A 13,908-nucleotide genomic window follows, 5' to 3' on the forward strand; every position below is an offset into this window, starting at 1 on the left:
GATCCCCAGTGCAGCATCCCGACTCCGCGCCGGTCACCTGGTTTTCGGTCCGCCGAAACGTTCCGCTTGACGTGTCTCGAACATAGAGTCGCTCTGGGCGCCGCGCGGTGCCCGGCGGGGTGAGGGAAAGGGCACACGCGGTGAGGTGCGAGCGATGTTCCTGATCACCGGGATCCCCGCGTCGGGGAAGTCGACCGTGGCGCAGGCACTGGCCGAGCGGCTGCCCCGCTCGGCGCACGTCCGGGGCGACGCGTTCCGGCGGATGATCGTCGGCGGGCGGGCCGAGGCGCTGCCCGGCGACGGCACGGGGGACGTCGCGGGGCTGACGGAGGAGGCGTTGCGGCAACTGCGGCTGCGGCACTCCCTGGCGGCGGCGAGTGCGGACGCGTACGCGGCGTCCGGGTTCACCCCCGTCCTGCAGGACGTCATCCTCGGTGACGAACTGCCGCGCACGATCGCCCTGTTGCGCACCCGGCCGCTGCACGTCGTGGTACTCGTCCCCTCCCCCGAGGCGATCGCGGCCCGCGAGGCCGGCCGGAAGAAGCGCGCCTACGGCGCGTGGACGCCCACCGACCTCGACCGCGCCCTGCGGGCGGGCACCCCGCGGATCGGCCTCTGGCTGGACACCTCCCGCCAGACCCCGGCGGAGACCGTGGACGCGATCCTCCGCCACGCCGGACCCACCGGCTGACCCGTGCCCCCACCCCGGCACGGCACGGCACGGTCGTGCGGAGGGGCGCGGTCAGGGGGCCAGGACGTCGAGTTCGCGCAGCGCGCCGACGCAGATCTCGCGCATCAGGCGCTCCGCGGACCGCGCGTCGCGGGCGCGCACGGCCTCGGCGACGCGGACGTGGAGGGTGACCGCCTCGGGGTCGGGGGCGCTGAACATGACGTGGTGCTCGGTGCGCCCGGTCAGCACCTCCGCGACGACCTCGCCGAGGCGGGCGAACATCTCGTTGCCGGAGGCGGTGAGCATCACGCGGTGGAAGGCCACGTCGTGCACCAGGTACTCGTCGAGGTCCGCGGCCCGCCCGGCGGCGGCCATCTCGGCGGCGAGGACGGTCAGTTCGCGGCACTGCTCCGGGGTCGCCGCCACCGCCGCCAGACCGGCGGCCACGGGCTCGACGGCGGTCCTGAGCATGGTGAGCGAACGCAGTTGCCGGGGCCGGTCCGCGCCGGCGAGGCGCCAGCGGATGACGGCCGGGTCGAAGACGTTCCACTCCTCGGTGCGGCGCACCGTGATGCCGACCCGGCGCCGCGACTCGACGAGGTGCATGGCCTCCAGGACGCGTACGGCCTCACGGACGACGGTGCGGGAGACGCCGTACCGCCGCTCCAGCTCGTCGATGCGCAGCACCGTGCCGGGCGGGTGCGCGCCCGAGGCGATGGCGGGGCCGAGTTCCGCCAGGACACGGGCGTGCAGGCCGCCGTGCTCTCCCTGCCGATCCATGGGCCGATCCATGGGCGACAGCCTATGCGGGAATCGCTTCGTATGACGATTTCATTTCGGGCCCTTGAATAAGTAGTACCTATGGCGTTTCCTGGGTCGGTCACGAAGCAGAGCCAGGCACGCGCACGAGGAGGTACCCGTGGTGACCGAGGCAGGCCCGGAGGGCCCGCACCACCCCCTGGTGGTGGTGATGGGCGTGTCCGGCTCGGGCAAGTCCACCGTCGGGGGGCTGCTCGCCGAGCGGCTGGACGTCCCCTACGCCGAGGCGGACGACTTCCACCCGCCCGCCAACATCGCCAAGATGTCGGCCGGGCACCCGCTGGACGACGAGGACCGGGCGCCCTGGCTGGACGCCATCGCGGCATGGATCGTCGAGCGCGGCGACCGCGGCGGCGTGGTCAGCTGCTCGGCACTGCGGCGCCGCTACCGTGACCGGCTCCGGCGGGACACCCCCGGGCTGTTCTTCGTCCACCTCGACGGGTCCGAGGAGCTGATCGCCTCGCGCCTGGCGGCGCGGATGCAGCACTTCATGCCCGCCGGCCTGCTGCGCTCGCAGTTCGAGGCGCTCGAACCGCTGGAGTCCGACGAGGCCGGTGCCGTCGTCGCGATCGACGGCGGCCCCCACCAGATCACCGAACGCGCTCTGGCCGCGCTCGCACGCTGAGCCCGGCTTCCCCCCTCCCCCCACGCACCGTCCCCCCACCCCCTCCCCCCACGGAGTAGAACGTGTCTGCACTCAGCGCCGAGTTGCTGGCCGCGGCCCCCGCGGCGACGGAACCGATCACCAGCGCGGGCGACACCCAGCTCGCGGTGGCCGCGCTCGCCGGCATCGCGGTGATCGTCCTGCTGATCACCCGCTGGAAGATGCACGCCTTCCTCGCGCTCACCATCGGCACCGGAGTCCTCGGTGCCGTCGCGGGCGCGCCCCTCGCCAAGACCATCGCCAGTTTCACCACCGGCCTCGGCACGACCGTCGCGGGTGTGGGCGTCCTCATCGCGCTCGGCGCGATCCTCGGAAAACTGCTCGCCGACTCCGGCGGCGCCGACCAGATCGTCGACACGGTCCTCGCCCGGACGAGCGAACGGCGGCTGCCGTGGGCGATGGCGCTCATCGCCGCCCTGATCGGGCTCCCGCTCTTCTTCGAGGTCGGCATCGTGCTGCTGATCCCGGTCGTGCTGCTGGTGGCCCGGCGCGGCAACCACTCCCTGATCCGGATCGGCGTCCCGGCGCTGGCCGGTCTGTCCGTGATGCACGGCCTGGTGCCGCCGCACCCCGGCCCGCTCGCCGCGATCGACTCCATCCACGCCGACCTCGGCACCACCCTCGCGCTCGGCGTGCTCGTCGCGCTGCCCACCGTCGCGATAGCCGGCCCGCTCTTCGGGCGGTTCGCCGACCGCTGGGTGAAGGTCGCCCCGCCCGAGCACCTCACCCCCACCCGGGCCTCGGACGACCTGGAGAAGCGTCCGGGCTTCACCGCCACGGTGGCCACGATGCTGCTGCCGGTGGTGCTGATGCTCGGCAAGGCGCTGGTGGACGTCCTCGTCGACGACCAGAACAGCCTGGCCTTCCGGGTCTTCGACGTCATCGGCTCGCCGCTGATCGCCCTGCTGGCAGCCGTGGTCCTGGGCATGTTCACCCTGGGCAGGGCGGCCGGCTTCACCAAGGAGCGGATCTCCACGACGGTGGAGAAGTCCCTCGGCCCGATCGCCGGCATCCTGCTGATCGTCGGCGCGGGCGGCGGCTTCAAGCAGACCCTCATCGACGCCGGTATCGGCAACATGATCCTCGGCTGGTCGGACGGCTGGAACATCTCGCCACTGCTCCTGGCCTGGCTGATCGCCGTCCTCATCCGGGTCGCGACCGGCTCCGCCACCGTGGCCACCATCTCCGCCGCGGGCCTGGTCGCACCGCTGGCCGAGGGCATGACCCCCACGCACGCCTCGCTGCTGGTGCTCGCCGTCGGCGCCGGTTCGCTGTTCTTCTCGCACGTCAACGACGCGGGCTTCTGGCTGGTGAAGGAGTACTTCGGGATGGACGTCCCGCAGACCCTGAAGTCCTGGTCCGCCATGGAGACCGTGATCTCCGTCGTCGGGATCGTCTTCGTCCTGCTGCTCTCGCTCGTCTTGTAGGCGACGCCCCCGCTTCGTCGCCCGTACGCCCTTCCCTGGTACGTTCCATGCGTCTGACCAGGGAAGGGCGTCAAAATGTCACAGCTGCACACCGAGCACCCGTTCACCGAGGAAGTCGCTCCCGGGGTCCACGCCTACGTCCAGCCGGACGGGGGTTGGTGCCTCAACAACGCGGGCTGGGTGACCGACGGGAGCAGCACGCTGCTGATCGACACCGCCGCCACCGAGCGCCGGGCGCTGCTGCTGCGCGACGCCCTCGTCGCCTCCGGCGCGCCGATGCCCGCACACGTGGTCAACACCCACCACCACGGCGACCACACCTACGGCAACGGCGTCTTCGCGGACGGGGCCCGGATCGTCGGCCACTCCGCGTGCGTCACCGAGCAGGTCGCGGCCGGGCACCAACTGCACGCGATCTGGCCGGACGTGGAGTACGGCGAGGTGCCGGTGCTCCCGGCGACGGTCACCTACGAGGACCGCCTCACCCTCCACGTCGGCGAGGAGGAGGTGCAGCTCCTGCACCCGGGGGTGGCCCACACGCTCGGCGACACCATCGTCTGGCTCCCGGGGCGCCGGGTCGTCTTCACCGGTGACCTGGTCTTCAACGGCGGCGCGCCGTTCGTCCCCATGGGTTCGCTGCAGGGCTCGCTGAGCGCCCTGGAGGTGCTGCGCTCGCTGGACGCCGAGGTCGTCGTGCCGGGGCACGGCGGCATCTGCGACCCCTCGGTGTACGCCACCGTCGAGGGCTACCTGCGCTTCGTGGGCGAGCTGGCGGCCGAGGGCCACAAGGCGGGACGCACGCCGATGGAGGTGGCGCGGGCGGCCGACCTGGGCGAGTTCGCGACGCTGCGCGAGCCGGAGCGGCTGGTCGCCAATCTGCACCGCGCGTACGCGGAGCTGGACGGCCTGCCGCTCGGCTCCCCGCTGGACCTGATGCCCGTGATCACCGACATGGCCGTGCTCAACGGCGGCCGGATCCCGGAGTGCCTGGCCTGAGGCCCGGCCGGGTCACCAGCGGCGGGTGACCCAGCCCGGCTCGGCCTTGCGCATGGCGGCGGCGTCGTCCCGCTCGTGGAAGGTGCCGTCGTCCTCCAGCCAGCGCCGGTGCAGCGCGTCCAGGGCCGCCCGGTCGAGTTCCACTCCGAGTCCCGGGGCGTCGGAGACGTTCAGCCGGCCGCCCCGGAACTCGTGGCGGCGGGTGATGACGTCCTCGGCCTGCCAGGGGTAGTGCGAGTCGCAGGCGTGGTGCAGGCCGGGCACCGTGGCGGCGACGTGCGTCATGGCGGCCAGGCTGATGCCCAGGTGGGTGTTGGAGTGCATCGACAGGCCGACCCCGAAGGTGCGGCAGATCGCGGCCAGTTCGCGGGTGTTGCGCAGCCCGCCCCAGTAGTGGTGGTCGGAGAGCACGATCTGGACCGCGTCCTTGGCGAAGGCCTCCGCGATCTCCGGGAAGGTCGTCACGCACATGTTGGTGGCCAGCGGCACGTCCGTGCCGGCGGACACCTCGGCCATCAGGGCGGTGCCCGCGGCCGGGTCCTCCAAATACTCCAGGATGTCGCCGAGTTCCCGCGCCACGTGCAGCGAGGTCTCCACCGACCAGGCGCCGTTGGGGTCCAGCCGCAGCGGCTGCTCGGGGAAGGCCGCCGCCAGGGCCCGCACGGCGGCGATCTCCTGCTCCGGCGCGAACACCCCGCCCTTCAGCTTGAACGAGGTGAAGCCGTGCTCGCGCACCAGCCTGCGGGCCTGCGCGACCACCCCGGCCGGGTCCAGCGCGTCGCCCCAGTCGTCCTTCTCGCCCTGGCCGCCCGGGTGTTCGGCCCAGCGGTAGAAGAGGTAGGCGCTGTAGTCGACGGTGTCGCGGACCTTGCCGCCGAGCAGGGCGTGCACGGGCAGCCCGAGCGTCTTGCCGAGGGCGTCCAGGCAGGCCACCTCGAAGGCCGAGACCACGGAGAGCAGCAGCTTGTCGGCGGTCTGGACGCCGCGCAGGCCGCCGGCGTCCACCGCGTCGCTGGTCTCCTCGGGCACCGCGCAGACCAGCGCGGCGAGGATCGGCAGGTTGTTGAGGTCGTCGACGCGGCAGCCCTGCAGGGCGTCCGCCAGCGGCTTCGCGAGTTCCAGGTAGCGGGTGTCGCCGTAGGTCTCCCCGACGCCGCTCACGCCGGCGGCGGTGGTCACCTCGACGATCAGGCGAGGGGTGTAGGGCTGGTGCACGCCCTGGGTGTTGAGCAGCGGCGGGTCGGAGATGAGAACGGGGGTGAGTCTCACCCCGGTGATCGTCAGATCCCTCTGCTGCGCCACTGCACGCCACCCTTCGCGTTCACATATGTGAATCCCATGCGTCCACCAGAACGCGACCCTAGGTGGCGTCCGGATGCCCGTCAAGAACGCGCAGGTCGGCGGCGTTACGCCGTTTCACCGGACGGCTCCGGTACCCAGTCGGGCAGCGGCTCCAACGCCGCGCGCCAGGCGGGCGGAATCCCGTCGATCCCGGTGCGGGAGGCGATGACCCCGCCGGCGACGGCACAGGTGGTGTCCATGTCACCGAGCCCGGCGACGGTCTCCCACAGACCGTCCTCCAGGTCGTCCAGGTGCCGCGCGGCGCACCACAGGGCGAAGGGGACGGTGTCCTGCGCGGAGACCCCGTAGCCGGAGCCCAGGACCTCGGCCGCGTGCCGGACCGAGGTGCCCTCGGGGAAGCGGCCCGCGGTGCGCAGCCCGGAGCGCACGTCGCTGCCGGGGAGCCGGTCGGCCACCCGTGTCAGCAGGTCCCGCGGGGCCGGACCGCCGCGGCTGCGGGCCGCGAAGGCGGCGGCGAGCGCCACGGCGACCGCTCCGGCCTCGGCCTCGGGATGGTGGTGGGACACGGCGGCCTGCGCGGCGGCGGCCTCGGCGGCACCCTCCAGGTCGGCGGCGAGCCACGCGCCCAGCGGCGCCACCCGCATCGCGGCGCCGTTGCCGTACGAGCCCTGCCCGCCGAACTGCCCGGCCACGACCTCCGCCCATCGCTCCCCGTCGCCGATGCGGCGCAGAACGTCGTGCATGGAGGGGCCGTACTTGCGGTAGGGGTCGGCGGCATAGGCCCCGGCGAGGCCGGCGGCGAGGGAGTCCTGCCGGACGGAACCGCCGTTCTCCGCCAGGTGCCCGAAGAGCACCAGCGCCTGGGCGGTGTCGTCGGTCCAGTACCAGGGAACGTCCTCGGGGGTGATCCGTTGCGCGATGGCGCCCTCCCGCTCCTCGCGCGAGGCGAAGAACCAGCGGTCGCCGAAGGCGTCGCCGTGGGCCAGTCCGTACAGCGAGTCGAGGGCGGCGGGCGGGATCATGGCGTCAGTCTCGCAGCGCCGCGAACGCCGGTCACCTGCTTTTCCGGAGGCGGGCGGGGCGGCGGACTGGACGACATACCGACTGGTCGGCATGATAGCCGGGACAGCTACGGCAGCGGCGAGGAGCAAGGATGAGCGGGACGGAGAACCCACCGGGACTCGACCTGGAGCGGCTGCGGCGGCACCTCGACGCCGAGCGGCCCGGACTGCCGGCGGGCGCGCTTCAGGGTGAGCTCATCGAGGGCGGCCGGTCGAACCTGACCTACGCGGTGACCGACGGCGTCTCCCGCTGGGTCGTCCGGCGTCCCCCGCTCGGCCACGTCCTGGCGACGGCGCACGACATGGCCCGCGAGCACCGCGTCATCAGCGCCCTGCACGACACCCCCGTCCCCGTCCCCGGGGCCGTGCTGCTCTGCGAGGACCCAGAGGTCATCGGCGCGCCCTTCTACGTCATGGACTTCGTCGAGGGCACGCCCTACCGCACCGAGCGGCAGCTCACGGAGCTCGGGCCGGAACGCACCCGGGACATCGTGCTGCGGCTGGTGGACACCCTGGTCGCGCTGCACGCCGTGGACCCGCGGGCGGTGGGACTGGACGACTTCGGCAGGCCCGAGGGCTTCCTGGAGCGGCAACTGCGCCGCTGGGGCAAGCAGCTCGACGCCTCGCGCAGCCGCGAACTGGCCGGCATCGACGAACTCGCGGCGCTGCTCGGCACGCGCCTGCCCGCCTCCGCGCCCGCGGCGGTCGTGCACGGCGACTACCGGCTCGACAACGTCCTCATCGGCGCCGACGACACCGTCCGGGCCATCCTCGACTGGGAGATGTCCACCCTCGGCGACCCGCTTACCGACCTCGGGCTGCTGCTCATGTACGGCGAGCTGCGCCCCACCCCGGGCACCCCCGTCTCCGTCACCGGGGGCGCGCCCGGCCACCCCTCCCCCGCCGAGCTGATCGAGCGCTACGCGGCGGGCTCCGGCCGCGACGTGTCCTCGGTCGCCTGGTACACCGCCTTCGCCTACTTCAAGCTCGCGGTGATCCTCGAGGGCATCCACTACCGCTACACCCTCGGCCAGACCCTCGGCGCCGGCTTCGACCGGATCGGCGCCATGGTCCCGGCCTTCATCGACAACGGCCTGCGGACGCTTCAGGAAGGCTGAGCCATGGATTTCGCGTACGACGCCAGGACCGAGGAACTGCGCGGGCGCCTGCTCGCGTTCATGGACGAGCACGTGTACCCCGCGGAAGCGGTCTTCCACCGGCAGCGCGAGGAGGCGGAGGGCGAGGCCGTGTGGTCCGCGCCGCCGGTCGTCGAGGAGCTGAAGGCCGCGGCCCGCGAGCGCGGGCTGTGGAACCTCTTCCTCCCCGGTGAGCGCGGCGCCGGGCTGACCAACCTGCAGTACGCGCCGCTGGCCGAGATCACCGGCCACAGCCCGCACCTCGCCCCGCCGGCCCTCAACTGCGCCGCGCCGGACACCGGGAACATGGAGGTGCTCAGCGAGTTCGGCAGCGAGCAGCAGCGCAAGACCTGGCTGGAGCCGCTGCTCGCGGGCGAGATCCGCTCGGCGTTCGCGATGACCGAACCCGACGTCGCCTCCTCCGACGCGACCAACATCGAGACGCGGATCGAGCGGGTCGGCGACGAGTACGTCGTCAACGGCCGCAAGTGGTACATCTCCGGGGCGATGAACCCGCGGTGCCGGATCTTCATCGTCATGGGCAAGACCGACCCGGCCGCGGAGCGCCACCGCCAGCAGAGCATGCTCCTGGTGCCGCGCGACACCCCCGGCCTCGAAGTACGCCGCGGCATGAGGGTGTTCGGCTACGACGACGGCGACCACGGCGGCCACGCCGAGGTCGTCTTCCACGACGTGCGGGTCCCCGCGGAGAACCTCGTCGGCGAGGAGGGCGGCGGCTTCGCCATCGCCCAGGCGCGACTGGGCCCGGGCCGCATCCACCACTGCATGCGGCTGATCGGCATGGCCGAGCGGGCGGTGGAGCTGATGTGCCGGCGCGCCACCGGACGGGTCGCGTTCGGCAAGCCGCTGGCGGAGCAGGGTGTCGTCCAGGAGTGGATCGCCGAGGCCCGGGTGGAGATCGAGCAGTTGCGGCTGCTGGTGCTCAAGACGGCCTGGCTGATGGACACCGTCGGCAACCGGGGTGCCCACACGGAGATCCAGGCCATCAAGATCGCGACTCCGGAGAAGGTCGGGCTGATCCTCGACCGCGCCATCCAGTTGCACGGCGCGGGCGGCGTCAGCCAGGACTTCCCGCTGGCCGAGCTGTACGCGGCGGCCCGCACGCTGCGGCTGGCCGACGGGCCCGACGAGGTCCACAAGCGCTCCCTGGCACGGCGGGAACTGAAGCGGTACGCCCAGCAGGGCTGACCGCGCGCGGCGCCGCGGCGCCTCCCCGGCTCGGTGTGCGGGGAGGCGCCGCGATGCGCGCCCGCCGCAACTCCTGTGCACGGCGGGTGCCCGTCGGGAGTTCGGAGCGGCGGTGCCACAGCAGCGGTCGCGCCGAGCGCGTGGCCGGGAAGCGGGATCGGCCGCAGCCACAAGGTGCCACGGCCCGAAAACCCAGGCGTGACGACTGCCGCGCCACCCGGCCGCAACACCACCCCGCATGACCGGCACGCAAGGCGCCCGCACCGAACAGGCGACGGGGAGAGCCGAATCGGCCGCAAACACAAGATGCCGCGGCCCGAGAACCCGAACCGGCCACTCGACGACCGCTGCCGCCGCAGGCGGCACCCGGATGCGAGCCCGGATGCCACCACGTCGAGCCGGGCCGCGGCCCCAAACCGCGGTCAGCCGGGCACGACCACCAGGCGGCCGGTCGTCGTGCCGTCGGCGACCCGCTGGACGGCGTCGGCGGCGCCCTCCAGCGGAACGCGCTCGCTGACGAGGGGCCTGATCGCGCCCTCCGCGGCGAGGCGGGTGAGCTCCTCGTGGCAGCGGCGCACGGCGGCGGGGTCGTGGGTGTTGTACAGGCCCCAGTGCAGGCCGACCACGGAGTAGTTCTTGACCAGGGCGTGGTTGAGGCCGGGGCTGGGTATCGTGCCGCTGGTGAAGCCGACGACCAGGATGCGGCCCTCGAAGGCGACGCACTTGGTGGACCGGGTGTAGGCATCGCCGCCCACCGGGTCGTAGACGACGTCGGCGCCGCGTCCGCCGGTGGCCTCCTTGACGACGGCCACGAAGTCCTCGCAGGTCCGGTCGACCACGATGTCGGCGCCCAAGTCCCGCGCCGTCTTCGCCTTGTCGGGCCCGCCGACGACGCCGATCACCGTGGCGCCCGCCGCCTTGCCGAGCTGGACGGCGGCGCTGCCGACCCCGCCCGCCGCGGCGTGCACGAGCAGGGTCTCGCCCTCGCCGAGCCCCGCCCGCCGGTGCAGCCCGAACCAGCCGGTCTGGTAGCCGATGTGGAGGGCGGCGGCCTCGGCGTCGTCCAGCGCGGGAGGAGCGGGCAGCACACCCGCGGCGGGGACGACGGCGAGTTCGGCGAAGGCGCCGCCGGGCAGCGCGGCCGGGGTGATGACCCGGTCGCCCGCCGCGTGCCCGGTGACCCCCTCGCCGACCGCGACGACCTCGCCGCAGAACTCGACACCGGGGGTGAACGGCAGGGGCGGCCGCACCTGGTAGTGCCCGCGGCACAGCAGCGCGTCGGGGAAGTTGACGTTCGCGGCGCGGACCTTCAGGAGCAGTTCACCGGGGCCCGGCTGCGGGTCGGGGACCTCGTCCAGGCGCATCGCCGCGCGCGGCTCCCCGTTCTCGTGCACTCGCCATGCCTTCATGCGGTCTGCTCCCGGTTCGGTTCAGGGCTGCCGCACGGAGTGCAGCAGCATGTCTGCGAAGTCGGCGGCGACCTGGCCGGCGGACAGCGGCCCGTCCTCGCGGTACCAGGTGCCGAGGTGGTGGACGGCGCCGAAGAAGAAGTCGACGACGAGATCCGGCCGGACCTCCTGCCGGAACACGCCCTCGCGCTGCCCCTCCTCGACCAGTGCGCGGAACTTCTCGTGGTAGCGGCGGCGGTCGGCCCGCACCGCCTTCTGCTTCTCCGGGCTGAGCTGGTGCATCGACCGGAAGAAGATCTTGGTGTCGTCGAGGTTGCCGATGCTGGTGACGACGACGTCGGCGGCGGCCTCGACCAGGCGCTCCGCCACCGGCGTCGCCTCCTTGCCGGCGATCGCCTCCAGGCGCTGCATCTGCAGCCGCAGCACGCGCCCGTAGATCTCGTGCAGGAGGTCGTCCTTGCTGCCGAAGTAGTGGTAGAGCGCGCCCTTGGTGACGCCGGCGGCCTCGACGATCTCCTGCACCGACGTCCGGTCGTATCCGCGCTCGGCGAAGAGGCGGGTGGCCTCGGCGAGCAGCCGCTGGGGTACCGCGGCCGCGGTCGCCTTGGGTGGGGTGGTGCTCCGTGCCATGGCCTGCCCTCTCTCCGTACCGGTGCGCCCGGACAGCATACCGACCGGTATGTGACTCAATCCCGCCGTGCGCGCAGCTCCCTGCGGAGGATCTTGCCGCTCGACGTCTTCGGCAGTTCGGGCAGGACCTCGATCTCGCGCGGGTACTTGTACGCCGCGAGGCGTTCCCTGCAGTACCCGATCAGCTCGGACGGGTCCGCCGCGGCCCCCGGCCGGAGGCTGACGAAGGCCTTCACCGACTCCCCGCGGTAGGCGTCGGGGACCCCGACCACGGCGGCCTCGCGCACGGCGGGGTGCGTGTACAGGACGTCCTCGACCTCGCGCGGCCACACCTTGAAGCCGGACGCGTTGATCATGTCCTTCTTGCGGTCGACGACGTAGAGCCAGCCCTCCTCGTCCATGAAGCCGATGTCGCCGGTGCGCAGCTCGCCGCCGGGCAGGGCCTCCTCGGAGGCTTCGGGCCGGTTCCAGTAGCCGGGCACCACCATGGGCCCGCGGACGGCGATCTCGCCGTGCTCGCCGAAGGGGACGTCGGCGCCCTTGTCGTCCACGATGCGCACCATCGTGCCGGGGCCGGGGACGCCGACCGAGAGCGTCCCGGAGACGGGGTCGACCGGGGCCTCCAGCCCGGCGGGGACGGCGGCGCAGGGCGCGGTGCACTCGGTGAGGCCGTAGCCGTTGCGCAGGTAGTGGCCGAAGCGCTCGCGGAAGGCGGCGACCAGCGCGGGCGGCACGGGCGCACCGCCGGAGTAGAGCAGGCGGAACGAGGAGAAGTCCTCGGCGGTGGCGTCCGGCCGGGCCATGAGCGCCATGTAGGCGGTCGAGGGGCCGACCATGTACGCCGGGCGGTGCTCGCGCAGCGCGTCGAGGACGACGCCCGGCTCGAAGCGGTACGCGAGCGCCACGGTGGAGCCCGCGACGATGCCTGCGGCCAGCTGGCAGACCATGCCGGTGATGTGGAACAGCGGGGCGAGCGCGAAGAGCGTGGCGCCGTCGGGCAGGACGCTGTGCGCGCGCTGCCGGTCGGCGTTGTAGCTGATGTTGCCGTGGGTGTTCATCGCGCCCTTGGGAACGCCGCTGGTGCCCGAGGTGTAGCTGATCAGCGCGATGTCGTCGGCGGTCAGGCCGGGATCGGGCGGCGGCGGGCCGGGGGTGCCCGCCCGGGCGGCGGCCAGCAGGTCGTCCGTGTCCTCGGGCGGGGTGCGCCGACCGGGCAGCACGCGCTGGTCGTCCCTGGTCTGCAGGTCGAGTTCACTGGTCGTCAGCGGGATCCGCACCGGCGAGCCGGCCGCGGTCGCGCGGATGTGCGCGTCCCAGGCGCGGTCGGAGCAGACCAGGGCGGTGACCCCGGCGTCCTCCAGCACGTGGGCGAGTTCGCGCTCCTTGTACATGGGGTTGACCGGCACGACCGTGCCGCCGGCCTTCCAGGCGCCGAGCAGCGCGACCGCGAACTGCGGCACGTTCTGCAGGACGATCGCCAGCCGGTCGCCGCGCGCGAAGCCGCGGGCGGCGAGGTACCGGGCGAGCCCGTCGGACAGCTCGTCGAGCTCGCGGTAGCCCAGGCGTCCGTCGAAGTACGCGAGCGCGGTGCGGTCGGGGACGCGGGCGACGACCTCGCGGAACGCGTGCAGGAGGGTGACCGGCGGATCGGGGAGGGTGTGCAGCTCCTCGGCGAAGTGCCGCAGCCACGGTTTGCTCTCGTACGGGCTCACGCGCCGGACCCCTCCTCCAGCTTCCGCTGCACCCGGTTCATGCCGCCGATCCAGCGGTCGGTGTCCCCGGCGCGGGCGGTGTAGTAGGCGCCCGTCCCCGGGTGCGGCAGGATCAGGAAGCGCTCGTCGGCGATGCCCTGGAACACGGCCTCGGCGACGTCCTCCGGCTCGATGGCGGTGGGGGCGAGCACAAGGTCGCCCGCGGGCCCCGCCGCGCGCAGCATGTCGGTGCGCACGCCCTCCGGGCAGACGGCGTGCACGCGCACACCCCGGTGGCGGTAGGTGACGGCGAGCCACTCGGCGAAGGCCAGGGCGCCGTGCTTGGTGACCGAGTACGGGGCGTCGCCGACCATGGTCAGCAGTCCGGCGGCGGAGACGGTGGCGACGAAGCGGCCCTCGCCGCGCTCCAGCCACTCCGGGAGCAGTGCGCGGGCGGCGCGCACGTGCGCCATGACGTTGACGTCCCAGACCCGCTCCCAGACGGCGTCCTCGGCCTCGGCCCCGGCCATGGCGCCGATGCCGGCGTTCGCGCAGAACACGTCGACTCCGCCGCCGAGTGCCGCACGGGCCGGCTCGACGACCGCCGAGGCGTCGCCCGGGACGCAGATGCCCCCGATCTCGTCCGCGACGGTCTTGGCGGCGCCCTCGTCCAGGTCGTTGACGACGACGCACGCGCCCTGCGCCGCGAATCTCCGGGCCAGCGCCGCCCCGATCCCGCCTCCGGCACCGGTGACGACCACCCGGGCATCGCGCAGCGCTTCCATCGCGTCTCCTTCGGCTTCGGAACGGGCTCCCGTCGGCATACTAAGCAGTCGGTCAGGCCTTGGGAAGGGCACGCCGGGGCGGCGGCGGAATTCCCCCCGCGCGGTGTAT

At 73.2% G+C, this 13,908-nt stretch carries 13 protein-coding genes; 6 read left to right on the plus strand and 7 right to left on the minus strand.

The genetic code is table 11. From position 1 onward, the window contains the following. The first annotated feature begins 154 nt into the window (after positions 1–154). Complete coding sequence (locus CHF15_RS25325) at positions 155–691, plus strand: AAA family ATPase (RefSeq protein WP_089226184.1); 537 nt, start codon at positions 155–157, stop codon at positions 689–691. Positions 692–742: 51 nt separating this feature from the next. On the opposite strand, the gene CHF15_RS25330 is transcribed toward CHF15_RS25325, so the two are convergent. Beyond that, entirely contained in the window at positions 743–1,450 is a 708-nt protein-coding gene (locus CHF15_RS25330) for a FadR/GntR family transcriptional regulator (protein WP_089226185.1), read from the minus strand. Positions 1,451–1,640: 190 nt separating this feature from the next. Between CHF15_RS25330 and CHF15_RS25335 the strand changes: the two genes are divergently transcribed. The 3 genes from CHF15_RS25335 to CHF15_RS25345 all read left to right on the plus strand — a co-directional run bounded on the left by CHF15_RS25335 (position 1,641) and on the right by CHF15_RS25345 (position 4,576). After that, the gene (locus CHF15_RS25335) at positions 1,641–2,114 is read left to right on the plus strand and encodes a gluconokinase (protein WP_089226290.1); all 474 of its coding nucleotides are present in this window, start codon (positions 1,641–1,643) and stop codon (positions 2,112–2,114) included. Positions 2,115–2,176: 62 nt separating this feature from the next. Continuing rightward, on the plus strand, positions 2,177–3,580 hold the full coding sequence (locus CHF15_RS25340) for a GntP family permease (protein WP_089226186.1): 1,404 nt from the start codon (positions 2,177–2,179) through the stop codon (positions 3,578–3,580). Between the two features lie 75 nt (positions 3,581–3,655). Beyond that, a complete protein-coding gene (locus CHF15_RS25345; protein WP_089226187.1) occupies positions 3,656–4,576 on the plus strand; it encodes an MBL fold metallo-hydrolase in 921 nt (306 codons plus the stop codon). Positions 4,577–4,588: 12 nt separating this feature from the next. Here CHF15_RS25345 and CHF15_RS25350 read toward each other — a convergent pair whose 3' ends face one another. After that, complete coding sequence (locus tag CHF15_RS25350) at positions 4,589–5,878, minus strand: glucarate dehydratase family protein (protein WP_089226188.1); 1,290 nt, start codon at positions 5,876–5,878, stop codon at positions 4,589–4,591. Positions 5,879–5,982: 104 nt separating this feature from the next. Then, positions 5,983–6,900 carry an ADP-ribosylglycohydrolase family protein gene (locus tag CHF15_RS25355; RefSeq protein WP_089226189.1) on the minus strand — a complete coding sequence of 306 codons (918 nt, stop codon included), beginning with the start codon at positions 6,898–6,900 and terminating at the stop codon, positions 5,983–5,985. Positions 6,901–7,031: 131 nt separating this feature from the next. On the opposite strand from CHF15_RS25355, the gene CHF15_RS25360 reads away from it, so the two are divergent. Continuing rightward, positions 7,032–8,057 carry a phosphotransferase family protein gene (locus tag CHF15_RS25360; protein WP_089226190.1) on the plus strand — a complete coding sequence of 342 codons (1,026 nt, stop codon included), beginning with the start codon at positions 7,032–7,034 and terminating at the stop codon, positions 8,055–8,057. Between the two features lie 3 nt (positions 8,058–8,060). Further along, positions 8,061–9,284, plus strand: a complete 1,224-nt coding sequence (locus tag CHF15_RS25365) for an acyl-CoA dehydrogenase family protein (RefSeq protein WP_089226191.1) — start codon at positions 8,061–8,063, stop codon at positions 9,282–9,284. A gap of 422 nt (positions 9,285–9,706) precedes the next feature. On the opposite strand, the gene CHF15_RS25370 is transcribed toward CHF15_RS25365, so the two are convergent. Genes CHF15_RS25370 through CHF15_RS25385 form a run of 4 tightly spaced genes read right to left on the minus strand, consistent with a single transcriptional unit; the run spans position 9,707 to position 13,799 of the window. After that, positions 9,707–10,693: an NADPH:quinone oxidoreductase family protein gene (locus tag CHF15_RS25370; RefSeq protein WP_089226192.1), complete on the minus strand. Its 987-nt coding sequence runs from the start codon at positions 10,691–10,693 to the stop codon at positions 9,707–9,709. Between the two features lie 21 nt (positions 10,694–10,714). After that, entirely contained in the window at positions 10,715–11,323 is a 609-nt protein-coding gene (locus CHF15_RS25375) for a TetR/AcrR family transcriptional regulator (RefSeq protein WP_018558991.1), read from the minus strand. 56 nt (positions 11,324–11,379) lie between these two features. Next, the gene (locus tag CHF15_RS25380) at positions 11,380–13,035 is read right to left on the minus strand and encodes a long-chain-fatty-acid--CoA ligase (RefSeq protein ID WP_089226193.1); all 1,656 of its coding nucleotides are present in this window, start codon (positions 13,033–13,035) and stop codon (positions 11,380–11,382) included. Next, positions 13,032–13,799: an SDR family oxidoreductase gene (locus CHF15_RS25385; protein WP_089226194.1), complete on the minus strand. Its 768-nt coding sequence runs from the start codon at positions 13,797–13,799 to the stop codon at positions 13,032–13,034. The genes CHF15_RS25380 and CHF15_RS25385 overlap by 4 nt, the downstream gene beginning before the upstream one ends. Positions 13,800–13,908 lie beyond the last annotated feature (109 nt).

The sequence above is a fragment of the Actinacidiphila glaucinigra genome, assembly GCF_900188405.1.
Lineage (GTDB): Bacteria > Actinomycetota > Actinomycetes > Streptomycetales > Streptomycetaceae > Actinacidiphila > Actinacidiphila glaucinigra.

Coding starts and splice junctions, on each gene's coding strand:
- CHF15_RS25335 (WP_089226290.1), top strand. CDS start 1,641: ATGGGCGTGTCCGGCTCGGGCAAGTCCACCGTCGGGGGGCTGCTCGCC.
- CHF15_RS25375 (WP_018558991.1), bottom strand. CDS start 11,323: ATGGCACGGAGCACCACCCCACCCAAGGCGACCGCGGCCGCGGTACCC.
- CHF15_RS25330 (WP_089226185.1), bottom strand. CDS start 1,450: ATGGATCGGCAGGGAGAGCACGGCGGCCTGCACGCCCGTGTCCTGGCG.
- CHF15_RS25345 (WP_089226187.1), top strand. CDS start 3,656: ATGTCACAGCTGCACACCGAGCACCCGTTCACCGAGGAAGTCGCTCCC.
- CHF15_RS25385 (WP_089226194.1), bottom strand. CDS start 13,799: ATGGAAGCGCTGCGCGATGCCCGGGTGGTCGTCACCGGTGCCGGAGGC.
- CHF15_RS25360 (WP_089226190.1), top strand. CDS start 7,032: ATGAGCGGGACGGAGAACCCACCGGGACTCGACCTGGAGCGGCTGCGG.
- CHF15_RS25370 (WP_089226192.1), bottom strand. CDS start 10,693: ATGAAGGCATGGCGAGTGCACGAGAACGGGGAGCCGCGCGCGGCGATG.
- CHF15_RS25365 (WP_089226191.1), top strand. CDS start 8,061: ATGGATTTCGCGTACGACGCCAGGACCGAGGAACTGCGCGGGCGCCTG.
- CHF15_RS25325 (WP_089226184.1), top strand. CDS start 155: ATGTTCCTGATCACCGGGATCCCCGCGTCGGGGAAGTCGACCGTGGCG.
- CHF15_RS25355 (WP_089226189.1), bottom strand. CDS start 6,900: ATGATCCCGCCCGCCGCCCTCGACTCGCTGTACGGACTGGCCCACGGC.